This window comes from Rhodanobacter sp. L36, from assembly GCF_009765755.1.
Taxonomy (GTDB): domain Bacteria; phylum Pseudomonadota; class Gammaproteobacteria; order Xanthomonadales; family Rhodanobacteraceae; genus Rhodanobacter.
Window position 1 is genome coordinate 429,596 of record NZ_LMUV01000002.1, and the last position, 22,753, is coordinate 452,348.

Sequence of the window (22,753 nt, forward strand, 5' to 3'; positions counted from 1 at the left end):
GGCAGCATAATCGCCGCACCGCGTGCAGCAGGATTCGACGATGATCAAGTATTCGCTGGTGGGGTATGACGGATCGGAATCTTCCCGACGTGCGTTTCAGTTTGCCGTCGATCTCGCACGTTGCGGTGGCGGTCGGGTACGCGTGGTGTCGGTGCTGCAAGTGACCGAAGGCGGTGCCGATGCCGTGGCGCTGATGATGACCGACAACGGCGCCAACCGATCCCGCGAACTGCTCGACGAACTCCGCGCCATGGTGCCCGACGCTGATGCGCTGGTGGATATCGAGCTCACTCACGGAAGCCCGGGCGACGTGTTGCTGGCGCAAGTACAGCAGCACAACATCGATCACGTGGCGATCGGCCATACCGAACGCGGCGCACTCGCGCGCTGGCTGGTGGGTTCCGTTTCCAGTGATGTACTGGCGCGTTCGCACGTGCCGGTGACGGTGGTGCGCTGAGTCGCGCGCACCACCGCCTTTACGTCAGGCGCAACTGAATCAGGCGGCCTTGTTCAACGACGCCATGTCGATCACGAAGCGATACTTGACGTCGCTTTTCAGCATCCGCTCGTAAGCTTCGTTGATGTCCTTGATGTCGATTTTCTCGATGTCGGACACGATGCCGTGCTCGGCGCAGAAATCGAGCATCTCCTGCGTCTCGGCAATGCCGCCGATCAGCGAGCCGGCCAGCGATTTGCGACCGAAGATCAGCGAGCCGGCCGGAATCGTCGGCGGTACATCGGGCACACCGACCAGCACCATAGTGCCGTCACGCTTGATCATCTGCAGGAACGCATTCACGTCATGCGGCGCGGACACCGTATCGAGGATGAAATCGAACGTGCCCGCATGCGCCTGCATCTGTGCCTCGTCGTTGGAGAGCACGACTTCATCCGCGCCCAGACGCAACGCATCGGCGCGCTTGGATTCGGACGTGGTGAACTGCACTACCGTCGCACCAAAAGCATGCGCCAGCTTCAGCGCCATGTGACCGAGCCCGCCCAGGCCAACCACGCCAACCTTGCTGCCCTTGCCCACTTTCCAGTGCTTGAGCGGCGAATACGTCGTGATGCCCGCGCACAGCAGCGGTGCCACGGCGGCGAGGTCGAGCTTGTCGGAAATGCTCAGCACGAAAGCCTCGTCCACCACGATCTGGCTCGAATAGCCGCCCTGCGTCGGCGTGTCGTCGTGGCGGTCCTTGCCGGCATAAGTAAACGTGGCGCCCTTCATGCAGAACTGTTCAAGATCGTCCTTGCAATTGGCACATTCGCGGCAGGAATCGACCATGCAACCCACGCCCGCAAGATCGCCGGCCTTGAACTTCTTCACGTCTTTGCCGACCCGCGTGACACGACCGACGATCTCGTGGCCCGGCACGATCGGATAGCTCCCCTTGCCCCATTCGTCGCGAACGGTGTGCAGGTCGGAATGGCACACGCCACAGAAAAGAATTTCGATGACCACGTCCTTGTCGCGCGGCTCGCGGCGTTCGAAACGGTACGGTGCCAGCGGCGCGCGGGCAGCGGCGGCGGCATAGCTCAGGGTGGGAATCATGCGGAGCTCCAGGCGAAGGTGAAGAAAGATGCGCGACGCGGTCGCGACGGTGGTGACAACCACTCATCCTAGGTGGGCCGGTGTTAATCCAATGCGAGGCCGAGGCTTTATGCTGTCGGTCATCCATTTGTCATGTCACGACAAAACCATTGTTCGCATCAGCACGGGAAGCCCACGTTGAGCTACGCCGATTCACTGCCCTGGACGCTCGAGAGCCTCGACTTCACGCGCATCGACCTCGCACGCATCCGGCATAACGAGGATCTGTTTTTTCTCTTGTGCAGCTCGTCGTTCGTCGAGAGCGGCTCGGATCTGTACACGCAGAACCTTGTCGATCACTTCGCCGGCGACCAGGAGTTGCAGACCTGGCTCAGCCAGCACTGGGAACACGAGGAATTGCAGCACGGTCGCGCGCTGTCCACTTATGTGCGCACGGTATGGCCGGAGTTCGACTGGGAGGCCGGCTTCAAAGCCTTCTGGACCGAATACGGCGCCGTGTGCACGGCCGAGCAACTCGAATCATGCCGCGGGCTGGAACTGGCCGCGCGTTGCGTGGTGGAAACCGGCACTGCGAGCCTGTATCGCGCGTTGAACGACATCACCGACGAGCCGGTGCTGAAGCAGCTCACCAACCACATCAAGAGCGACGAAGTCCGCCACTTCAAGCACTTCTACCAGCACTACCGGCTGTATCGCGAACGCGAGGGCTTCGGCCGCTACCGCGTGTTCCGCGCGATCCTGCGACGGGTCAACGAGATCAAGAGCGAGGACAGCGACATCGCGCTGCGCCACGTGTTCAATCAGTGCTATCCGCATCAGGTTGGCGACGAGAAAGCCTTCCGGCGCATCAGCGATCGCGCGCAGGGGTTGTTGCGTCGACACATTCCCGCCGAGATGACGGTGAAGATGCTGCTGAAGCCGCTGGACCTGCCGGCAAAACTGCAGAACGCGCTGGAAAAGCCGCTGGCACGCATCACCGAGCGGCTGTTGCTTCGCTGATCGCACGGCGTCGCGTTGGGCCCGACGCGAATGCGGTAACTACTGCGCTGCTGGACTCTTCGCCGCTTCGCGCTGCTCCGCATTGATCTTGCGCTGCGCCTGTTGCTCGAGCTTCAGTCGCGACACATCGACGGGACGGATCGCGGTGATCGTGCACGGGTAGTTGCCGCGGTCTGGGCGTCCCGTCAGCACTTTGTCGAATCCGACCGACACCTGGTTGAGCTGCGAGGTCAGTCCGATCGCATTGGCGAAATCCAGGTTCGGACAGCCGCCACCGAGATCGAGCAGCCATGCTTCGTTTGGCCTTGTATAGACGGCCAATTGCCCGTTGCCCAGCGGCTCCCACGAGTAGAGGGTGTTGAAAAAACGGAAGCTGCGCACAGAGGGGCCCGCTGCCTTGGCATAGGCGGCCTGACGCTGGGCTTCACGTTGTGCGACCGGAATATCGGAACATCCAGCCAGCATGACCGCGAGCAGCGCACAGCACGGCATCAGTGATTTCATCGACATGGTGTTCTCTCCTGCATAAGACATCTTCGGTAACACGTCAGCGACATCCGATGTCCCACGCCCTCCCTCCAAACAGAACACTGAAACCTGCGTCGACCCGCTCGGTTTCCAACTATTTCTTCTTGCCCTTGCCTGCGTTGCCCTTGCCCTTGCCGACCGGCGCCCACTTGGCCGGATCGAAGCCGCCCACTTCGTAAACCAACGTTTCCTTCTTTTCGCCGTTGACCAGGGTGACGTCCATGCTGATCTTTTTTGCATGCTTGAGCATCGCGATGAAGGCGCTGTCGTCGCGCATCATCAAGGCCGGCTCGCCGGTCGGCGGCGCGAACACCTTGATGTGCGTCGGCTTGCCGTCGACGGTGGCGGCGATTGCGCAACCGCTGCCGCGACAGACGAACTTGCCATTGCCATAAAGAAACGCACTTTGTCCCCAGCTCGTGTGGCGACGCAAAACCAGTTGCACGCGATCGCTGCCCGGCGCGTAGATGGTGGCAGTGGATTGTGTGCCGCCCGCCATCGGCGACACCTGGTAGATCCACATCGCGGCGAGCCGGTTCTTTTCGCTGTTTTCGGTATAACGCTTTTCGATGTCCGGCAATGTCTGCTGCACTTCCTTCGCGGCCGCGCTGGTCGGGTAATGACTGACGATGTCCTTTCCAAGTGACACGGCCATCTCGTCGTTATGGATGCGCAGCAGTTGTCGATAGGTATCTAGGTCGCGCGTCGCGTCGGCGTCGCTGACTTTCACCTGCTGCTGTGCCGCGGTGGGCGCAGGCGCACTGCCTTGCTGCGAACAACCGACGAGCGCGAGCACGCCGATCAGGGCGAAAACGACGGGGTGACGGCGGACGTTGTTCATCGGCGACATATCCGGAGGAAACGGAGAGCTAGCTTGGAACGAGCCACGCCCGCAGCGCAAGTCGCGCTGGTCAATCCGGCGCGCCAAACCTTTCGCGCAACGCCGCGCGATAACGACGACTGCAGGCGATGCTGGCGCCATCGCGCAACGTGAGGCGGGCGTCGCCGCTGTCCATCGGTTCGATCTCGGCGAGATAGTCGAGGTTGACGAAATAGCTGCGATGCACGCGCACGAAGCGCGCCGGATCGAGTCGTTCCTCGATCCCCGCCATCGTCGCGCGCAACGGGTAATCGCGACCACGCACATGCAGGTTCACGTAATTGCCGGACGCCTGCAGCCATTCGATGTCGCTGGCGTTGATCAGGAATTCGCGACCGAGCTTGCGCACCAGGAAACGCTCCGGTCGCTCGATCGGCTCCACCGCGGGACCTTCGTCCGGTTCGCCAAGCAGACGCGCCTCGCCCTGCCAGCGCATCAGCCACAGGCGATACAGCGCCACCGTGGCGATCACCCCGAAATAGGTGCGCACGTCCTTGAGATATTCGTAGCCGAAGTTGAACCACCACGCGCCGAAGTCGTAGCGAAGACCGGCTGCTGCATACGCCAATTCGCGCAAACCAATCATGCCGACGACATGGGCAAGGCTTACGACAACGCTGGCCAGCAAATGGGTCGGCAGATTTCGACGCCAGTCGCGCAGCGGCCAGCGATCCATCGCCGCGATGATCACCGGCACCAGCAAGAGCATCGTCACCGCACTGCTGATTTCCCACGACCACGGCATCCATGCCGCGATACCTGGATGATCGACGCGCGAAGTCAGACTGTTGAAAATCGTGTTGACGGCATAGAGAACGATCCAGAAGCCGACCTCGATCGGCCGGCGCCAGCGCTGAAAGTTCCGGTAGTCGAACGTCACGTGATTCGTCATGCGGCGATTCTACGGGCATCGCTGCAGATTGCTCCGGGCTTCGTCCCGGCTGCCCACCGTTCGTCACTATCACCCACCCATCAGTCACTTGACGCAGGAGGGCGTGACGAAAGCGCACCAGCATGACGGCACTTTCTCCGGAGCTTCCAGCATGACTCGCCGCCATGATATCGACGCGCTACGCGTACTCGCCTTTGGCCTGCTGATTCTCTATCACGCCGGCATGCTCTACGTGGCACCTGTGGCTGATTGGCAAGGCCTACCATTGCATAGCCACTACCTCGCGACGTGGTTGCAGTACCCGATGCTGTTCGTGAATCGCTGGCGGATGGAACTGCTTTTCCTGATCTCCGGCCTGGCAGTGCATTTCATGCGCGGCAGGATCGGGCTGGCCGGGCTGGCGTGGAAGCGCACGCTGCGCCTGTTGCTGCCGTTGGTGTTCGGCATGCTGGTGGTGATCCCGATCCAGTCTTATGTGGCTGGGCTGACCGACCACATGATCGCGCCGGGCTTCGGAAGGTTCCTGCTGCACTACTGGACACATGGCTACAGGGACTACGGATTGACCTGGGCGCATTTGTGGTACCTGCCCTATCTGTGGCTTTTCACGATGCTGCTGTTGCCGTTGTTGCCGCTGCTGGAATCACGCCTCGGCCAGCGCCTGCGCGCGGGTTGCGTGCGGTTGCGCGGCACGAGCCTGCTCGTGCATCCGGTGCTGCCGCTGTTCGCGTATGGCGTGCTGATGTCGTGGCGTTATCCGGAAACGCATGCGCTGGTCGGCGACTGGTATGCGCTGGCGCTGTACGCAACGATGTTTTTGTACGGCTATCTGGTGGGTACCGACAGCGGCGTGTGGGCAGAACTGTCGCGTCTGCGACACGCCACCCTGCCGCTGGCGCTGGCTTGTTTCGCGGGGTATCTGTGCCTCGATCGGTTCGGGGGCCAGTTTTTTCATGCGCGCGCGGCCTTGATCGTCGTCAAGCTGCTCACGGTCTGGCTGCACTACAGCTACACATGGATCGCGATCACGGCAATCCTCGGCTGGGGACACGCACTGCTCGATCGTCCGTTCCGCTGGCTGCCGTATGCGTGCGACGCGGTGTACCCGTGGTACGTACTGCACCAGAGCCTGTTGTTGTTCTTCGCCTGGCAATGGCTACCGCTGGGCTTGGGGCCGATTGCCGAGCCCACACTTATCCTGCTGGGCACCATTGGCGGCTGCGCGGTGCTGCACGAATTCGTGATCCGCCGCACGCGCTGGCTGCGACCAATGTTTGGATTGAATGCGTTGCCTTCACGGTCCATTGCGGGAACAACTCCGCAACAGTTGGTCGACGATCTCGCGTGACTTCAGTTCTCGCCGGCCATCGCCGAATCGAGATGTTCGACGCGCGCAATTTCGTCGAGCCATATCTTGTAGCGCCATTCCGGAACGTCGGGGCGCTCCAGCTGCACTTCGGCATTGATGCCCTCGCGCTCGTCGGGATCTCGAAAGAGCTGCACGTTGGGGCGCGTGCAAACGATGCCATCCCAACTGCTCCCATCTTTCATCAGCAACACCACATGCCCGTTGGCGGGCAGTTCCTCGATCAGCGACTTGATCTGACGGATGCTTGTCTGATCGGTATAGACGTGTTCTGCGAGACGACCCATGAACTTGCACTCCGATGTGCGTTGGACTTGACCGTATCGGCGCATCCGGCAAGAGCGCGTCAATTTTCGCCGTCTCGCAGCTGAACGTCCCGTGGCCTTTGCCTCACGTGCCGGTCACGGGATAATGGCTGCCTTCGAAGGACGCCTCATGCCCCCGTCTCCTGCGCAGCCAGCGGATTCGCTGCTGCAACATCGCGCTTTTGTCGCTTTCTGGTTTGCCCGGATCGCATCGAGTTTCGGTTTCCAGATGCTCTCCGTCGCGGTTGGCTGGCAGATCTACGCCATCACCGGTCGCGCATTCGACCTCGGCCTCATCGGCCTGGTGCAGTTCGTGCCATCGGTCGTGCTGGCGCTGCCGGCCGGTCATGTCGCTGACCAGTTCGAACGCCGGCGCATCGTGTTGATCGGCCAGATCGTGGAGTGGGTGGCGATCGCACTACTGGCCGCGATGAGCCTTGCGCATGGCATCCATGAAATCGGCATCCTGCTGCTGGTGTTCGTGCTCGGCGTGGCGAAGGCGTTCGAATTTCCCGCGCTGCAATCGATGCTGCCGTCGCTGGTACCTGCGAACATCCTGTCGCGCGCGATGGCGGTGAACAGTTCGGCCGGGCAGGCGGCGATGATCATGGGTCCTGCGCTCGGCGGGTTCCTTTATGTCGCGGGACCCGGCGTCGTGTATTCGGTCGCGGCGGTGCTTTATCTGGTGTCGATCGTGCTGCTGATGCGGCTGCGCTATACGCGGCCGGTGATACGCCGCGAGCCGGCCACGCTGAAAACCGTATTCGCCGGCGTGCATTTCATCCGCCGTCGGCCCGATGTGCTCGGCGTCATCTCGCTGGATCTTTTCGCCGTGCTTCTCGGCGGCGCTACGGCGTTGTTGCCGGTGTTCGCCAAGGACATTCTGCATACCGGACCGTGGGGACTGGGCCTGCTGCGCGCTGCGCCTGCGGTCGGAGCGCTGCTGATGTCGCTGTGGCTGGCGCGCAACAATCTGCAGAAACACGTGGGGCCGATCATGTTTGCCGCGGTGGCGGGTTTCGGTGTGGCCACGCTGGTATTCGCGGTCTCGACCACGCTGTGGCTTTCGCTGATTGCGTTGTTCGCGCTCGGCGCTTTCGACATGGTCAGCATGGTGATCCGCGGCGCACTGGTGCAGCTGGATACGCCGGATGACATGCGCGGCCGGGTCAGCGCGGTCAATGCGATCTTCATCAACACCTCCAACCAGCTCGGCGAATTCGAGTCGGGCATGCTGGCCGCGTGGATGGGCGCGGTGAACGCCACCGTGCTCGGCGGCGTCGGCACGTTGATCGTGGTGGGTCTGTGGATGGCGATGTTCCCCAGCCTGCGGCGTCGGCAGCGGCTGCAGATGGAGCCGGCGGAGTCCGCCGAGCCAGCCAGCGATTCGCTTTGATGCGACGGCCGGCTGGACGGCCGAACCATTTGGGCATTCGTACGCGGCAGTAGTCGCGCATCGGCACCGCTCGCTAGTATGCGTGGATGAGCATTCCCCTTCGCATCCTTCGCCATGCCGGTGCCGCGACAATCGTCGCCGCGCTTTCCATCACTCCGTTATTCGCCGCCGGTACCGTCGATGGCCCACACATCACGGTAAGTTTCGCGTCCGCCGCGCACGCGCAGCCGATCACCGGACGCGTCTACGTGGCGATCAGCCGCGGCAACGACAAGACACCGATCGAGCAGACCGACATCACCGGCGTACCGTTGTTCGGCCACGACGTGACGGCATTGAAACCGGGACAAGCGGCCGCCCTCGACGCCAGCGATTTCGGCGCACCGCTGGCCAGCCTGCGTGACTTGCCCGCCGGCGATTACTGGATGCAGCCCTTCGTCAATGTCTACACGCAGTTCAAGCGTTCGGACGGCCATACGTTGTGGATGCACATGGACCAGTGGGAAGGCCAGGACTGGAAACATTCACCCGGCAATCTCTATGGCAAACCCGTGAAGGTGCATTTCGATCCGACGTCCGGCACGCCGATCGCGCTCGTTGCCGATCAGGCCATCGCACCGATCGCGTTCCCGAAAGATAGCGATTACGTCAAACGCTTCCGTATCAAGAGCCACAAGCTCAGTGCGTTCTGGGGACATCCGATCTACCTCGGCGCCACCGTGCTGCTGCCGAAGGATTACGACAAACATCCCGACGTGCGCTATCCGGTGATCTACGAGCAAGGTCACTTCTCGACCGACGCGCCCGGCGGGTTCGATCTTGCGAAGTCGAAGTTTCGCGATTACTGGCTGGCCGACGGCACACCGCGCTACATCATGGTCACGCTGCAGCATCCCTCGCCTTATTACGACGACTCCTACGCGGTGAATTCCGTCAACGAAGGCCCGTTCGATGATGCGATCCAGCAGGAATTGCTGCCGCAGGTGGAGACGCGCTTTCGCGTCGAACGCGCGGCATGGGCGCGCATCCTCACTGGCGGTTCCACCGGCGGCTGGATCGCGGTGGCGCAGCAGGTATTCCATCCACAGTTTTACGGTGGCAGCTTCGCCTCGTGCCCCGACTCGCTGGACTTCCGTCACCACCAGGTGGTGGACATCTATGACGATGCCAATGCGTACTGGCTCGACAAGGGTTGGGTGAAAGTGGAGCGCTCGGACACGCGCCAGCCCGACGGCAACATCGAGGCGATGATGAAGGACGAGAACTGGTACGAGCTGGCGGTGGGCGACCACTCGCGTTCGGGCGGCCAGTGGGATATCTGGGAAGCCGCGTTCGGACCGATCGGTTCGGACGGCTATCCGCAACGCCTCTGGGACAAGCACAGCGGCGTAATCGATCACTCCGTGGCCGCCTACTGGAAACAGCACTTCGACCTGCGCAACATCGTGCAGACGCAGTGGCCGACGCTGGGCCCGCAACTCGCCGACAAACTGCACATCTATGTTGGTGATGCCGATACGTACAACCTCAACATGGGCGTGCGCGAAATGGATGCCTTCCTGAAAAGCGCGCGCAACCCGAGCTTCGGCGGCAGCGTGACCTATCAGCCGATGGCACCGCATTGCTGGGGACTGGGCGGCAAGGACCTGTTCGACACGATCACCACGTACATCGATGGCCATGCACCCGCGGGCGCCGACTTGAAAAGCTGGCGTTACTGAGCGCGACATCCGTGATCACCACCTCGCCCGCCGAGTTTCTCAAAGCTTTTGCCGCACTCGAAACGAGGCCCGATGTTGCCACCACCGCACGCGCGGCGTTCCTGATTGCGCCGGCCGATTTTTCGCTGGCAGAGGAATCGGCGCGCGACAACCGCTACATGGATATGGATCGATCGGTCGATCCGTTGAAGGCGCTCGCGCAACATGCGGAACTGGCACAGGCATTGCGCGCGGATTGTCCGGTGATTGTTTTTCCTGGCGATCCCTCGACACCGGATGCGATTTTTCCCAATAACGTGTTCGCCACCGCGCCGGGGCGGCTGATCGTCGGTCGCATGCGTCATCCCGTGCGCCAGCGCGAGGCGCAGCGAGAGGACATTCGCGCGTTCTTCGGCGACCTGCTCGGTTACACGGAAACAGATCTCTCCACTCGCGACGATCTGGTCGCCGAACTCACCGGATCGCTGATCATCGATCATCGCCGCGGCGTGGGCTTCTGCGGATTGAGCGAACGCTGCGACATGGCTGGCGCACGCGCGATATTCGAGGCCTTTGGCCTGCGGCTGATGTTCTGTTTCGAACTGACCGCGTCGGAATATCACACCAACGTGGTGCTCGCGATCCTGGCCGGCCGCGCAGCGATCATCGCGGCGGACGGTTTTCGCGATCCGTCGGTGCCGCTGGCGATCGCCACGGCTTACGCCGAACGCGTGATCCATCTTTCGCCAGCGCAGAAGCAGGCCTTCGCGGGCAACGCGATCACGCTTGGCGAACATCGCGTGTGGATGAGCGCGGTGGCTGCGGCATCGCTCACCGGCGGGCAGCGCGCACTACTGGCGCTTGAAGGTTTCGAGATCGGTTCGGTCGTGCTGGATGAAATCGAGAAGGCCGGCGGCAGTTTGCGTTGTTGCGTGGCGGAAATTTTCTGATTCATTGCGCGACGCATGCGGCATCGCATTGCGCGTTACACGTTACGTCGGCACTCTCGAAAATCCGCACACTTCGGCCGTCTCTCCATGGCATCTCCTGTCGTTCGATTCGCCATCTCCATCGTGATCGCCACGGCGGCCTCGACGACTTCGGCGCAGCTCGCGACTGTCGGTCGAACGTTCGCCAATCCGATCGACATCGACTACCGCTACAACTACGAGCAGATGAACGAAGGCGTGTCATATCGCACCGGCGCGGATCCGGCAATCGTGCGTTTCGGTGACGCGTACTTTCTTTTCCAGACGCTGGCCGATGGCTACTGGCGCTCGACCGATCTGGTGCACTGGCATTTCGTCAAACCCGATCGCTGGCCGTTCGACGGACCGGTGGCACCGGCAACATTGGTGGCCGACGGCAAACTGTTTTTGATGCAGGCGGCGATGGAACCGAAGCCGCTGCTTTATTCCGTTGATCCCGCGCATGGCCACTGGAATTTCTGGACACGCCTGCTGCCGCCGGTGCCGCACGCGGTGTGGAGCGGGCACGAGAGCGAGATGAAAGCGGGCGACCTGCCTCCCGGACCTTGGGACCCGGGCCTGTTCCGTGACAACGACGGCAAGACGTATCTCTACTGGGGCTCGTCGAATGTTTTTCCGTTGTACGGCGCGCAGATCGACCTGAAGCTGCGCAGCGATGAGGGCGAAGCCAAACGACTCGCGTTCGTCAGCAAGCCTGAAGCACTGCTCAGCCTGCATCCATCCGAACATGGCTGGGAACGCTTCGGGCTCGATCACACCGACGAGTCGATTGCGCCGTTTGTCGAAGGCGCCTGGATGAATCGTCACGGCGATCGCTACTACCTGCAATATGCCGCACCCGGCACCGAGTTCAACGTGTACGCGACTGGCGTTTACGTCGGTACGAGTCCGCTTGGTCCTTTCACCTACGCACCGTACAACCCGGTCGGATACAAGCCGGGCGGTTTCGCCACCGGCGCGGGCCACGGCTCGACATTCGAAGACGCACATGGAAATTTCTGGAACACCGGGACGATGTGGGTCGGGCAGAACTGGCGTTTCGAGCGACGCATCGACCTGTTTCCCGCCGGCTTCCACGACGACGGCCAGATGTGGGTGGACACGCGCTTCGGTGATTTTCCGCAGCGCATGCCGGATCGTCCGCTGCGCAATGGCGAGAGCACGTTCACCGGCTGGATGCTGTTGTCGTATCGCAAGCAAGCGACGGCATCCTCGTCGATGGACGGCCATACCGCGATGGAAACCACCGACGAAAACCCGCGCACGTTCTGGGCCACGCGCAACGTTGCCGGCGAAATGCTCACGATCGATCTCGGCGGTGCGCGCACCGTGCGCGCCGTGCAGGTGAACTATGCGGATTTCAAATCCGCTCGTTACGGCGATGCGCCCGACATCGTGGCGCAGTTCAAGCTGCTCGGTTCACTCGACGGCCGACGCTGGAACGTACTGGCCGATCTCTCGCACGAAACGCGCGACCGCCCGAACGCCTATATCGAACTCGCGCAACCCGCGAACATTCGCTACGTGCGATACGTGCACGGCCATGTCGGTGCGCACACGCTGGCGATTTCCGACCTGCGCGTGTTCGGCAACGCCGATGGCCCTGCGCCTGCCGCGCCGGTGCTGGTTTCCGCAAAACGCCTGCCGGACACGCGCGATGCGCGGATCGCGTGGAAGCCCGTGCGCGGCGCCGTTGGATACAACGTGCGCTGGGGTCTTGCGCGCGACCGGCTGCACTTCACCTACCAGCGCTTTGCCGATCAGCCGACGACACTCGAACTGCGCTCGTTGAACAAGGGTGTGAGCTATGTCGTTGCGATCGAGGCGTTCGACGAACGCGGCGTCTCCGCACTTTCGCAGACGATGACGCTCGATCCCTGACGCCGTCGCATGGCGACGTTGCCATGCGCGAGTCTGCTGCGCCATGCTCGGCCATTCACGATGGAGAAGCGCGATGTCCTTGCCACCACCGATGCCGGTCAAGCGTTCGACTTTCGTCACCGTGACCGCCTGGATTTTCATCGGCCTGTCCGGCTTCATGGCGCTGATCGGCATCCTGCAGAACATCATGCTGCAGATGCTGTTTGTGCCGGCGATGCATCAGCAGCCAGCACCCGACATTCCTCCCGGCATGCCTCCGCAAATGCTCTGGATGTTCGGTCACTTCGAATGGTTTTTCCGATTCTTTCTGCTGCTGGCGCTCACGCATTTGGTAGCAGCCATCACGCTGTTGCTGCGCAGGAACTGGGGCCGGATGCTGTTCATCGGCGTGCTGGTGTTCGACTGCGTCTACCAGCTGGCTTCCGTCGCGCTGCAATGGTGGATGATCAATCCGATGATGCAGATGATGCAGGCGCAGATGCAGGACGCGCCTCAGGCGCAGTCGGCGGATTTCGCGCAGAGCATGCAGATCATGGACGGCATGATGTCGGTGATGCGCATCTTCAGCCTGGTGATATCGCTGGGTTTCATCGCACTCTTTGCCTGGATCATCCGGCGACTGCACAGCGCCGCGATCCGTCGCGAATTTCAGCCACCGCTCGCCACGCCAACAGGAAGCCTGCCGTGATCGTCGTCCATCACCTCAACAACTCGCGCTCGCAGCGCATCCTATGGCTGCTCGAGGAACTCGGTGTGCCTTACGAGCTCAGATGCTACCAGCGCGATCCGAAGACGATGCTGGCGCCGCTGGCATTGCGCGCGGTTCATCCGCTGGGCAAGTCGCCGGTGATCACCGAAGGCGACCTCACCCTGGCGGAATCCGGTGCGATCATCGAATACCTTGCCGATCATCATGGCGACGGCCAGCTGCTGGCGAAAGCGGGAACGGCCGAGCGACTGCGCCAGACCTACTGGCTGCACTACGCCGAAGGGTCGGCGATGCCGCCACTGCTGCTGAAGCTGGTGTTCAAGCGCGTGGAAAGTGCGCCGGTGCCGTTCTTCGTCAAGCCGGTGGCCAAGGGCATTGCGCACAAGGTGCAGAACGATTTCGTCGATCCGCAGCTGAAACTGCATCTGGATTATCTGGAAGGCCAGCTCGGCGCCAGTGAGTGGTTTGCCGGTGACGCCTTCAGCGTGGCGGATATCCAGCTGAGTTTTCCGCTGGAAGCCTTCGCCGCGCGTGGCGGCCTCGATGAACATTACCCACGGCTGTCGTCGTTCCTGCAGCGCATTCACGCGCGTCCCGCTTATGAACGGGCGTTGCAGCAAGGCGGCGAATACAAACTGGGCTGACTCGTTCGCTGAACGAACGATAGCCCGCAATGCGCGTGTTTACGTGTCGCTCACGGCCGCACTGGAAGACTGCCAGCCTGACGACAAGGAGAACTACCATGCGCAACCGTGATATCGAGCGACAGATCCGCGACGCTGGCGACCGCGCCGGTGAACAGGTTCGCCACTATGCGGGAGACGCTGCCGGTCGCGCGCAGAACCTGTATGACCGTGGCCGCAAATGGAGCGACCGCTTCAGCAACCGCGGTAACCAATATGGCCGCCGTCTTTCCAATGCCGCCGAGGATTTCGCGGACGAAGCGAACTACCACTACCGTCGGCTGCGTCGCCAGGTGAGTCGTCATCCAGCGGCCACCGTCGCCATCGTCGCCGGAACCATTGGTGCGTTTTTCCTGCTGCGTCAGATATTTCGCAGCGGCGACGACGATTGATTGGGTCGATCGCGACAGACCGTTTCAGCCGGCTACGCAAGCCAAACAAAAACCCGCCGAACGGCGGGCTTTTGTTTGGACGTCCATACGTCGAGTCGCTGAAAGGCATTACACCGTTTGCGGGTTCGGCTTGTCCTGATCGAGCTTGTATTCCTTGATCGCGCGGCTAACATCCTTGGCGCTCAACTTGCCTTCCTTCGCCAGCGCAGCGACGGCGGCATGCGCGATCCAGCGACGATCCACTTCGAAGAACTCGCGCAAATGCGCGCGCGTGTCCGAACGGCCGAAGCCGTCGGTGCCGAGCACGGTGTAGCGCATCGTGTCCGGCATGAACGCGCGAACCTGATCGGCGAATTCGCGCACGTAATCGGTCGCGGCGATGGCCGGACCCTGGCGATCGTTCAACAGACCGGTGATGTACGGCACGCGCTGTTCGGCTTCCGGATGCAGGCGGTTCCAGCGCTCCGCATCGAAACCGTCACGACGCACTTCGATGAAGCTCGGCACCGACCAGATATCCGACTTGACGCCAAAATCCTTCTCCAGCAATTCGGCTGCCGCGATCACTTCGCGAAGAATCGTGCCGGAGCCGAGCAATTGCACGCGCGCTTCGCCCTTCTTCGCCTTGCCGCCGTCCTTGAACAGGTACATGCCCTTGATGATGCCTTCCTCGCAGCCCGCCGGCATGTCCGGATGGCTGTAGTTTTCGTTCATCACGGTGAGGTAGTAGTAGATGTCTTCCTGCTCCTGCATCATCCGGCGCGTGCCGTCCTGCAGGATCACCGCGACCTCGTACGAGAAGGTCGGGTCGAACGACTTCACGTTGGGAATCGCACCGGACATCAGGTGCGAGTGGCCGTCTTCGTGCTGCAGGCCTTCGCCGTTGAGCGTGGTGCGACCGGCGGTGCCGCCGATCAGGAAGCCGCGCGAACGCATGTCGCCGGCAGCCCAGCACAGATCGCCGATGCGCTGGAAACCGAACATCGAGTAGTAGATGAAGAACGGCAGCATCGCGTAGTTGCTGTTCGAGTAACTGCTGGCCGCGGCCATCCACGACGCCATGCCGCCGGCTTCGCTGATGCCTTGCTGCAGCACCTGGCCCTTCTGGTCTTCGCGGTAGTAAAGCAGCTGATCGGAATCCTGCGGCTTGTACTTCTGGCCGAACGGGGCGTAGATACCGATCTGGCGGAACATGCCTTCCATGCCGAAGGTGCGCGCCTCGTCGGCGACGATCGGCACGACGCGCTGGCCGAGCGACTTGTCGCGCAGCAGCAGGTTCATGCCGCGCACCAATGCCATCGTGGTGGAGATCTCGCGTTCGCCGGTGCCTTTGGTGATCTGCTCGAACGCGGAAAGATCAGGCGCCTTGAGCTGCTCCTCGGCCTTGCGCCGACGCTGCGGCAGCGCGCCGCCAAGCGCCTTGCGGCGTTCCAGCATGTACTGCACTTCCGCCGAGTCCTTGCCGGGATGGAAGTACGGCACGTCCTTGAGCTTGTCGTCGGAAATCGGAATCTGGAAACGATCGCGGAAATGCTTCACCGCCTCTTCGTCCAGCTTCTTCTGCTGATGGGTCGGATTCTGCGACTCGCCAGCCGCACCCATGCCATAACCCTTGACCGTCTTGGCTAGGATCACCGTGGGCATGCCCTTGGTGTTGGAGGCCGCGTGGTACGCCGCGTACACCTTGTGCGGATCGTGGCCGCCGCGGTTGAGGCGCCAGATGTCATCGTCGCTGAGGTTGGCGACCATCTCGCGCGTCTCCGGATACTTGCCGAAGAAATGCTCGCGCGTATACGCGCCGCCAAACGCCTTGCATGCCTGGTATTCGCCGTCGACGGTTTCCATCATCAGCTTGCGCAGCACACCCTTGGTGTCGCGCGCGAGGAGCGGATCCCAGTAGCTGCCCCAGACCAGCTTGATCGCATTCCAGCCGGCGCCGCGGAACACGCCTTCGAGTTCCTGGATGATCTTGCCGTTGCCGCGCACCGGGCCATCGAGGCGCTGCAGGTTGCAGTTGACCACGAAGATCAGATTGTCCAGCCCTTCGCGACCGGCCAGCGAGATCGCACCGAGCGACTCCGGCTCGTCCGTTTCGCCGTCACCGAGGAAACACCAGACCTTGCGATCGCTCTTGGGAATCAGCCCGCGATGTTCGAGGTATTTGAAGAACTGCGCCTGATAGATCGCCTGGATCGGGCCCAGGCCCATCGATACCGTCGGCACCTGCCAGTAGTCCGGCATCAGCCACGGATGCGGATACGAGGAAAGCCCCCGCCCTTTGCCTTCCACTTCCATGCGGAACAGATCCATCTGCTCTTCGCCGATGCGGCCTTCGAGGAACGAACGCGCATACACGCCCGGACTCGAATGCCCCTGATGGAACACCAGGTCACCCGGATGGTCGGCGCTGGGCGCACGCCAGAAATGATTGAAGCCCACGTCGTACAGCGTGGCCGACGAGGCGAAACTGGCAATGTGTCCACCCAGCTCGCCCGGCTTGCGGTTGGCGCGCACCACCATCGCCATCGCGTTCCAGCGGATCAGCGTGCGGATGCGCCATTCCATCGCGCCGTCACCGGGCATCTTCGCCTCGTTGGCGGAGGCGATAGTGTTCACATATTCGGTGGTCGGATCGAACGGCAGGTAGCCGCCCGAACGACGGGTGGAATCGACCATCCGCTCAAGCAGGAAATGCGCGCGCTCGGTGCCGTCGTGGCTGATGACCGCATCAAGCGAATCCATCCATTCCCGGGTTTCGGTGGGGTCGATGTCCTGGTTGAGGATGTCGTCGAGCTGGTCCATGAACTTCTCCGCGTCGCCGGGCGGCGCATGCCTGTGTGGGGATTCACGTCGCCGGGGATGCGACGGAAGCGGCGGCACCATGGGCGCGAACACCGGCATCGGGCAGGCAGGAGTGTCTGTCTGCGGGAGGCCGGACGTCACCGGAATGGCGAGCCATCCCCGATTCTAGCCGGCCGCCGTGAAGCCGCCAATCAAAAAACGGCCATGCGCCTGCGCATCGACGTCCGGTTCACCGGCCCGCTGTCACGCGGGCGCACCATTCCGGGTCAGCCGCTGCGGCGTTCGCTCTGCGCCGCGCGGATCTGCGCATCGACCACCGCAACGGCCGTCATGTTGACCACGCGGCGCACCGTCGAGGCCGGCGTGAGGATGTGCGCCGGTTTGTCCAGACCCATCAGGATCGGCCCGATCGCCACGCCGTCGGTCATCACCCGCACCATGTTGTAGGTGATGTTGGCGGCGTCCAGGTTGGGCATGACGAACAGGTTGGCGCGACCGCTGAGCGTGGTGTTTGGAAATGTGCGCAGGCGCAATGCCTCGTCCCAGGCAGTGTCCGCCTGCATTTCGCCATCCATGTCCAGCTTCGGCATGCGCGCCTTGAGGATCTGCCACACCTTGCGCATCTTGCCCGCGCTCGGATTGTCGTGGCTGCCATAGTTGGAGTGCGACAGCAATGCCACCTTCGGCTCGATGCCGAACAGCTTGAGCCGATACGTCGCCTGCAACGTAGCTTCGGCAATCTGCTCGGCGGTCGGGTCGACCTGCACGTGCGTGTCGAGGAAAAACCATGCGCCCTTGTCGTTGATCACGCCGGTCATCGCCGACGTGCACTGCACGCCGGGATCGAGATCGAACACGCTGCGCAGATAGCCAAGCTTCTTGTGGAAGCGTCCGACCAGGCCGCAGATCAGCGCATCGGCTTCGCCGCGTTCGACCATCAGCGCAGCGATCAATGTGGAGCGCGAACGCAGCAGGTTTTTCGCAGCGGCGGGCGACACACCGCGACGTTCGGTGAGCGCGTGATATTGCTGCCAGTACTCGTTGAAACGCGGGTCGTTGTCGATGTTGGTTATTTCGAAATCGACGCCTTCGCGCATGCGCAGGCCGAGCCGATCGATACGCGTCTGGATCACATCCGGACGGCCAATCAGAATCGGGTAAGCCAGCTTTTCGTCAATCACCGTCTGCACCGCGCGCAGTACAACCTCTTCTTCCGCCTCGCCATACACCACGCGTTTGCGATCGGCGCGCGCGCGCTCGTACACCGGCTTCATCAGCAGGCTGGTGCGATAGATGAATTGCGAGAGCCGCTCGCGATACGCATCCATGTCGGCCAGCGGACGCTGCGCCACGCCGGAATCCATCGCCGCCTGCGCCACTGCCGACGACAGCATCACCAGCAGGCGTGGGTCGAACGGACGCGGGATCAGATACTCGGGGCCGAACGTCGGCACTTCGCCCGCATAGGCGCTGGCGAGATCGCCCGCCTCCATCCGCGCAAGGTCGGCGATGGCATGCACGCAGGCGAGCTTCATCGCCTCGTTGATCACCGTGGCACCGACATCGAGCGCACCGCGGAACAGATACGGGAAACACAGCGCGTTGTTGACCTGGTTCGGATAATCCGAGCGACCCGTCGCCATGATGCAGTCCGGGCACACGGCCTTGGCATCTTCCGGGGTAATTTCCGGGCGCGGATTGGCCAGCGCAAAAATGATCGGCTGCGCCGCCATCGTCGCGACCATCTCCGGCTTGAGAATGCCGCCAGCGGAAAGGCCGAGGAAAATATCTGCGCCATCGACGATCTCGGCCAGCGTGCGCTTGTCGGTTTCGCGCGCGTAGCGCTGCTTGTCCGGATCGAGATCAGTGCGGCCGGTATGCAGCACGCCATCACGATCGAACGCAAGAATGTTTTCCGGCCTGAGCCCCAGCGCCACCAGCATGTTGACGCAGGAAATGCCCGCCGCGCCCATGCCGGTCGTCGCCAGACGCACGTCCGCAATCTTCTTTCCGGTGACTTCCAGCGCGTTGAGCACGGCAGCGCCGACGATGATCGCGGTGCCGTGCTGGTCGTCGTGGAATACCGGAATCTTCATCCGCTCGCGCAGCTTGCGCTCCACGATGAAACATTCCGGCGCCTTGATGTCTTCCAGGTTGATGCCGCCGAAAGTCGGCTCCAGCGAGGCGATGATGTCGACCAGCTTGTCCGGGTCTCGCTCGTCGATTTCGATGTCGAACACGTCGATGCCGGCGAATTTCTGGAACAGCACGCCTTTGCCTTCCATCACCGGTTTGCCCGCGAGCGGACCGATGTCACCGAGCCCGAGCACCGCGGTGCCGTTGGTGATCACCGCGACTAGGTTGCCGCGTGCGGTGAGCTCGCTGGCAGCGTTGGGATCTTCGACGATCGCCTCGCAGGCATACGCCACGCCGGGCGAGTACGCGAGCGCGAGATCGCGCTGAGTCACCATCGGCTTGGTCGCGCTGACCCTGATTTTTCCGGGACGAGGATGGCGGTGGTAGTCGAGCGCCGCCTGCTTGAGTTCCTCGGGAAGGTTTGACATGGATGGGATGGCCAGATCGCAAACAGGGAAGCGCGATGGTATCACCGGCATCCACGCCGGCCGCTGACCGGGAAAGCCGCCGCGGCGGCCGTCTACAAACCCAGCGACAACTCTTCGCCCTGCACGCGCTGCATGTGGATACCGTTGACGAAGACGGAGAACGCCAGCTTGCCCGCGAGCCCGTGCACATGCTGCATCCACGGTGGCAGCCAGCGCGGCGGCAGGATCGCGCCGGATTCGAAATACGGCTGCAGCGCGATCACGTCGTGCAGCGCGAGCTTGCCGGCGAACAGATGTCGCAGCAGATCCATGCGGCGCTCCTTCATCGCCCAGCGAAAGAACGTGTGCACGGTGAGCAGGCCGGCCAGATAGACGTTGTCCTTGGCGAACGCCGCGCCGCCGCCGAGCGGCACGCCACGAAACACGCGTTGCGCCGAATGGAAACTGTCCGCGGCGTTCTGCCCGCAGGCGCTGAAGTATTTGTAGACCTCGACGAAGTCCGCGCCATTGAGCGCCATGTCGATCGCCAGGATGCGCAGGCTGATGCGTTTGAGCCGCGTGATGTCGATCGCGCCGGACATCAGCTCTGCGAAAACGGCCAGACCTTCCTGCGTGGCAGTAACTCGCGGCGAGGTACGCGCGAGCGATGTCAGCAAGGTCTGTCGGCGACCGTTCAACGCGGTGAGCGAGTGCACGAACGCCTCGTGCGCGAGCAACTGGTGACGATCGTATTCACTGAACGTGGTGCCACCGCGCAGACGAATGCGCGTGGCACCGGCGGCCGCTTTCGCGGTGAGTTCGGGATCCACTTCCACGCTGATCACGCCGTCGCCGAAAAACGCGTCGAGGGTTTGCGCCAGATCCGCGCGCAAGACATCGGCGGGAATGTTCACGCTGCTATCGTCGGCCAATAAATCGGCACCCAGTTCGTCGGAGAGTTCGACGAAATAGCGCGCAGCATCCAGGTTGCTGTGGCGGCTGCCGGGAATCGAATCACCGGGTCGTCCATACAGCGCGATCGACGGCGCGGTCACACCCGCGGTGCCAACAGCTTCGAGCATTTCCGCAGCGATGCGCCACGACTCGGCCGTGCGTCGCAAGTAGTCACCAAGTGGATCGATGTCATTCGGATCGCTGCCGCCCGCCGCGGCTTCGATCGCCGCCAGTTCGGTGCGCGCGGCGGACAGATCAGGCCGCGCGTAAGTCACTTCCGGCAAGGCGAACTGGCTCTTGCTGTAGGACTCGATCATGCGGCTTTCGAGCGAGGCCGGCCAAGCGACGCTCGCGAGAATGTGGATACCTCGAACTGCCGCCAACAGACGCTGATCAAGTGACGCGTAGCGCTGAAGCTCCGGCGCGATGGCCTCGATGTTCATCGCCGCGTGCCGCGAAGCGCATCGACGCGCTCGATGAGTTCGGCTGCGATCGGATCGGGCTGGAATACGCTCATGAAACCGCGCGGGCTGGCAGGTATGAAACTGAAGCTGCGCCCGTAACGCGTATCGGTGCGCAACATCACGGTAATGCGGCGCGGGTTGCTCATGGTGGTGGCGTTGATGTTCATTACATCGGTGAGCGACACGCGGCGTTGTTCACCGCGATTCTTCACGACCAGCATGTCGCCATCGAGCCACACCTCATCGACGAGGTCGGCGATCAGCTTGCGAAAAATGAAGTAGCCCACAGCGCCCATGAGTAGCGGCATCGCCAGCATCGGCAACATCTGCTGCGGATCGACCGGCACGCGTGCGTGTTGCGTTCCCCAGAAAGCGATGGCGAAAAAAATCAGCAGAAAACCGAACCACAAAAACGGAAATACCCGCTTGTAGAAAAATGTAGACAACGAGGACAGCCGACGCATGTCTGCGCTCCGCAGCGACGATATCGGGATACTAGATGTTTTGCGCCGTATCGTCCGTACCGCCGAAGAAGCGGCAAGGCTCAGTCGCGTTCGCGCTGTCCGCGATGACCATGCGGCCGTTCGATCGGCCGGCCGCCGCGCTGCCTGCGCAGTCGCGCTTCCAGTGTGGCCGCCTGCTCCTCACGCTCGTCGTGCAGCTTGAGATAATTGCGCCAGCGGCCCGGCGTGAGCTCGCCGGTATCCAGCGCCACCTGCACGGCGCAACCGGGTTCGCTGCCATGGCCGCAATCGGCGAAACGACATTGCTCGGCGAGCAGTTCGATGTCGGCGAAGAGATCGAGATTTTCCTCGCCGGTGAGTTTGAGTTCGCGCATGCCCGGCGTGTCGATCAGGCAACCGCCGCTGGGCAATTGCAGCAGCGCGCGATGCGTCGTGGTGTGGCGGCCGCGACTGTCGTGGCTGCGCACTTCGGCGGTCGCCATGCGCGCGGTGCCGAGCAGCGTGTTGGTCAGCGTCGACTTGCCGGCACCGGACGAACCCACCAGCACCGCGCTGTCGCCCGGCTGCAGATACTGCGCGAGCAAGGCAACGCTCGCCGGGTCTTTGCTGTTGAGCGGATGGATCGGCGTGCCGTTCGGCAGCCGCTCGCGCAGCGCGGCGATCTGTTCTTCCGTGTCGTCGCGCGTGTCGAGTTTGCCGAGCAACACGACCGGCTGCGCGCCGGAATCCTCGGTGAGCGAGAGATAGCGTTCGATGCGCGCGGGATTGAAATCGCCGTCGAGGCCGGTGAGCACCAGCACGTAGTCGATGTTGGTGGCGATCAGTTGCCTTTCGTAACGTTCGCCCGCGGCAGCGCGAGAAAGCACGCTGCGCCTCGGCGCCACGGTGACGATGTGCGGCGGCGTACCGCTTTCCACTTCGACGAAATCGCCGACGACCGGCCGCTCCGCCGGATCGATGCCGCGTTTGAGAAAGCGTCCATCCGGCTGCGCGCCGAACAGGGTTTCGCCATCGTGCAATTCGTAACCGGCGCGATGCTGCGCGACGACGCGTGCCAGGCGCAAGCCGGCTGCGGGAAGTTGATCACCACGCCAGCCGATGCGTCGCAGACGTTCGATCGTTACGGCGGCGTCACTCATGAGGTCGGTCTGGCTGCATGGTTTGTGGATTATGCCCTGCCCTTGCATTGCCCGCGGATGAACCGCGCATCGGCTCGCGCTGCAGTGCGTCACGCTGCTAGCATCGGCGGGCCGG

20 protein-coding genes are annotated in these 22,753 nt (G+C 62.6%); 10 read left to right on the forward strand and 10 right to left on the reverse strand.

Going from position 1 to position 22,753, the window contains the following annotated elements; translation table 11 throughout:
• The first annotated feature begins 40 nt into the window (after window positions 1-40).
• Entirely contained in the window at window positions 41-457 is a 417-nt protein-coding gene (locus GSQ73_RS01890) for a universal stress protein (protein ID WP_158880443.1), read from the forward strand.
• A gap of 39 nt (window positions 458-496) precedes the next feature.
• Here GSQ73_RS01890 and GSQ73_RS01895 read toward each other — a convergent pair whose 3' ends face one another.
• Entirely contained in the window at window positions 497-1,552 is a 1,056-nt protein-coding gene (locus GSQ73_RS01895) for an NAD(P)-dependent alcohol dehydrogenase (RefSeq protein WP_158880445.1), read from the reverse strand.
• Window positions 1,553-1,729: 177 nt separating this feature from the next.
• Between GSQ73_RS01895 and GSQ73_RS01900 the strand changes: the two genes are divergently transcribed.
• A complete protein-coding gene (locus tag GSQ73_RS01900) occupies window positions 1,730-2,551 on the forward strand; it encodes a ferritin-like domain-containing protein (RefSeq protein ID WP_158880447.1) in 822 nt (273 codons plus the stop codon).
• A gap of 39 nt (window positions 2,552-2,590) precedes the next feature.
• On the opposite strand, the gene GSQ73_RS01905 is transcribed toward GSQ73_RS01900, so the two are convergent.
• From GSQ73_RS01905 to GSQ73_RS01915, 3 genes are all read right to left on the reverse strand, one after another.
• A complete protein-coding gene (locus GSQ73_RS01905; RefSeq protein WP_158880449.1) occupies window positions 2,591-3,061 on the reverse strand; it encodes a DUF6491 family protein in 471 nt (156 codons plus the stop codon).
• A gap of 112 nt (window positions 3,062-3,173) precedes the next feature.
• Window positions 3,174-3,920, reverse strand: coding sequence for a hypothetical protein (locus GSQ73_RS01910; protein ID WP_158880451.1), 747 nt, complete (start codon window positions 3,918-3,920; stop codon window positions 3,174-3,176).
• Between the two features lie 70 nt (window positions 3,921-3,990).
• Window positions 3,991-4,851: a LytTR family DNA-binding domain-containing protein gene (locus GSQ73_RS01915; protein WP_158880453.1), complete on the reverse strand. Its 861-nt coding sequence runs from the start codon at window positions 4,849-4,851 to the stop codon at window positions 3,991-3,993.
• A 151-nt stretch (window positions 4,852-5,002) separates the two neighbouring features.
• Here GSQ73_RS01915 and GSQ73_RS01920 point away from each other — a divergent pair, with 151 nt between their 5' ends.
• The gene (locus GSQ73_RS01920; RefSeq protein WP_158880455.1) at window positions 5,003-6,199 is read left to right on the forward strand and encodes an acyltransferase; all 1,197 of its coding nucleotides are present in this window, start codon (window positions 5,003-5,005) and stop codon (window positions 6,197-6,199) included.
• Window positions 6,200-6,201: 2 nt separating this feature from the next.
• Here GSQ73_RS01920 and GSQ73_RS01925 read toward each other — a convergent pair whose 3' ends face one another.
• The gene (locus GSQ73_RS01925; RefSeq protein ID WP_158880457.1) at window positions 6,202-6,504 is read right to left on the reverse strand and encodes a DUF3247 family protein; all 303 of its coding nucleotides are present in this window, start codon (window positions 6,502-6,504) and stop codon (window positions 6,202-6,204) included.
• A 148-nt stretch (window positions 6,505-6,652) separates the two neighbouring features.
• Between GSQ73_RS01925 and GSQ73_RS01930 the strand changes: the two genes are divergently transcribed.
• From GSQ73_RS01930 to GSQ73_RS01960, 7 genes are all read left to right on the forward strand, one after another.
• Window positions 6,653-7,918 (forward strand): MFS transporter, encoded by a 1,266-nt coding sequence (locus tag GSQ73_RS01930; RefSeq protein ID WP_158880459.1) that lies wholly within the window; start codon window positions 6,653-6,655, stop codon window positions 7,916-7,918.
• 86 nt (window positions 7,919-8,004) lie between these two features.
• Entirely contained in the window at window positions 8,005-9,639 is a 1,635-nt protein-coding gene (locus GSQ73_RS01935) for an alpha/beta hydrolase-fold protein (protein ID WP_158880461.1), read from the forward strand.
• 11 nt (window positions 9,640-9,650) lie between these two features.
• On the forward strand, window positions 9,651-10,568 hold the full coding sequence (locus tag GSQ73_RS01940; RefSeq protein WP_158880463.1) for an arginine deiminase-related protein: 918 nt from the start codon (window positions 9,651-9,653) through the stop codon (window positions 10,566-10,568).
• Between the two features lie 87 nt (window positions 10,569-10,655).
• Window positions 10,656-12,488, forward strand: a complete 1,833-nt coding sequence (locus GSQ73_RS01945; protein WP_158880466.1) for a family 43 glycosylhydrolase — start codon at window positions 10,656-10,658, stop codon at window positions 12,486-12,488.
• A 73-nt stretch (window positions 12,489-12,561) separates the two neighbouring features.
• Window positions 12,562-13,176 carry a hypothetical protein gene (locus tag GSQ73_RS01950; protein WP_158880468.1) on the forward strand — a complete coding sequence of 205 codons (615 nt, stop codon included), beginning with the start codon at window positions 12,562-12,564 and terminating at the stop codon, window positions 13,174-13,176.
• On the forward strand, window positions 13,173-13,841 hold the full coding sequence (locus GSQ73_RS01955; protein ID WP_158880470.1) for a glutathione S-transferase: 669 nt from the start codon (window positions 13,173-13,175) through the stop codon (window positions 13,839-13,841). The genes GSQ73_RS01950 and GSQ73_RS01955 overlap by 4 nt, the downstream gene beginning before the upstream one ends.
• A gap of 98 nt (window positions 13,842-13,939) precedes the next feature.
• On the forward strand, window positions 13,940-14,272 hold the full coding sequence (locus GSQ73_RS01960; RefSeq protein WP_158880472.1) for a hypothetical protein: 333 nt from the start codon (window positions 13,940-13,942) through the stop codon (window positions 14,270-14,272).
• Between the two features lie 108 nt (window positions 14,273-14,380).
• Here the strand turns inward: GSQ73_RS01960 and aceE are convergent, their stop codons facing one another.
• From aceE to rsgA, 5 genes are all read right to left on the reverse strand, one after another.
• Window positions 14,381-17,074 carry a pyruvate dehydrogenase (acetyl-transferring), homodimeric type gene (aceE, locus tag GSQ73_RS01965; protein ID WP_158880474.1) on the reverse strand — a complete coding sequence of 898 codons (2,694 nt, stop codon included), beginning with the start codon at window positions 17,072-17,074 and terminating at the stop codon, window positions 14,381-14,383.
• A gap of 266 nt (window positions 17,075-17,340) precedes the next feature.
• Complete coding sequence (locus GSQ73_RS01970) at window positions 17,341-19,638, reverse strand: NADP-dependent malic enzyme (protein WP_158880476.1); 2,298 nt, start codon at window positions 19,636-19,638, stop codon at window positions 17,341-17,343.
• 92 nt (window positions 19,639-19,730) lie between these two features.
• Entirely contained in the window at window positions 19,731-21,014 is a 1,284-nt protein-coding gene (locus GSQ73_RS01975; RefSeq protein ID WP_158880478.1) for a flavohemoglobin expression-modulating QEGLA motif protein, read from the reverse strand.
• Window positions 21,011-21,499 (reverse strand): hypothetical protein, encoded by a 489-nt coding sequence (locus GSQ73_RS01980; protein WP_158880480.1) that lies wholly within the window; start codon window positions 21,497-21,499, stop codon window positions 21,011-21,013. Before GSQ73_RS01980 ends, GSQ73_RS01975 begins: the two co-directional genes overlap by 4 nt.
• An 80-nt stretch (window positions 21,500-21,579) precedes the next feature.
• Window positions 21,580-22,638, reverse strand: coding sequence for a ribosome small subunit-dependent GTPase A (rsgA, locus tag GSQ73_RS01985; RefSeq protein WP_158880482.1), 1,059 nt, complete (start codon window positions 22,636-22,638; stop codon window positions 21,580-21,582).
• Between the last annotated feature and the right edge of the window lie 115 nt (window positions 22,639-22,753).

Excerpts from the sequence above, each read along its gene's own strand:
- GSQ73_RS01890 (WP_158880443.1), top strand. The coding sequence starts at position 41 with ATGATCAAGTATTCGCTGGTGGGGTATGACGGATCGGAATCTTCCCGA.
- GSQ73_RS01895 (WP_158880445.1), bottom strand. The coding sequence starts at position 1,552 with ATGATTCCCACCCTGAGCTATGCCGCCGCCGCTGCCCGCGCGCCGCTG.
- GSQ73_RS01905 (WP_158880449.1), bottom strand. The coding sequence starts at position 3,061 with ATGTCGATGAAATCACTGATGCCGTGCTGTGCGCTGCTCGCGGTCATG.
- GSQ73_RS01910 (WP_158880451.1), bottom strand. The coding sequence starts at position 3,920 with ATGAACAACGTCCGCCGTCACCCCGTCGTTTTCGCCCTGATCGGCGTG.
- GSQ73_RS01915 (WP_158880453.1), bottom strand. The coding sequence starts at position 4,851 with ATGACGAATCACGTGACGTTCGACTACCGGAACTTTCAGCGCTGGCGC.
- GSQ73_RS01920 (WP_158880455.1), top strand. The coding sequence starts at position 5,003 with ATGACTCGCCGCCATGATATCGACGCGCTACGCGTACTCGCCTTTGGC.
- GSQ73_RS01925 (WP_158880457.1), bottom strand. The coding sequence starts at position 6,504 with ATGGGTCGTCTCGCAGAACACGTCTATACCGATCAGACAAGCATCCGT.
- GSQ73_RS01930 (WP_158880459.1), top strand. The coding sequence starts at position 6,653 with ATGCCCCCGTCTCCTGCGCAGCCAGCGGATTCGCTGCTGCAACATCGC.
- GSQ73_RS01935 (WP_158880461.1), top strand. The coding sequence starts at position 8,005 with ATGAGCATTCCCCTTCGCATCCTTCGCCATGCCGGTGCCGCGACAATC.
- GSQ73_RS01945 (WP_158880466.1), top strand. The coding sequence starts at position 10,656 with ATGGCATCTCCTGTCGTTCGATTCGCCATCTCCATCGTGATCGCCACG.
- GSQ73_RS01950 (WP_158880468.1), top strand. The coding sequence starts at position 12,562 with ATGTCCTTGCCACCACCGATGCCGGTCAAGCGTTCGACTTTCGTCACC.
- GSQ73_RS01960 (WP_158880472.1), top strand. The coding sequence starts at position 13,940 with ATGCGCAACCGTGATATCGAGCGACAGATCCGCGACGCTGGCGACCGC.
- aceE (WP_158880474.1), bottom strand. The coding sequence starts at position 17,074 with ATGGACCAGCTCGACGACATCCTCAACCAGGACATCGACCCCACCGAA.
- GSQ73_RS01970 (WP_158880476.1), bottom strand. The coding sequence starts at position 19,638 with ATGTCAAACCTTCCCGAGGAACTCAAGCAGGCGGCGCTCGACTACCAC.
- GSQ73_RS01975 (WP_158880478.1), bottom strand. The coding sequence starts at position 21,014 with ATGAACATCGAGGCCATCGCGCCGGAGCTTCAGCGCTACGCGTCACTT.
- GSQ73_RS01980 (WP_158880480.1), bottom strand. The coding sequence starts at position 21,499 with ATGCGTCGGCTGTCCTCGTTGTCTACATTTTTCTACAAGCGGGTATTT.
- rsgA (WP_158880482.1), bottom strand. The coding sequence starts at position 22,638 with ATGAGTGACGCCGCCGTAACGATCGAACGTCTGCGACGCATCGGCTGG.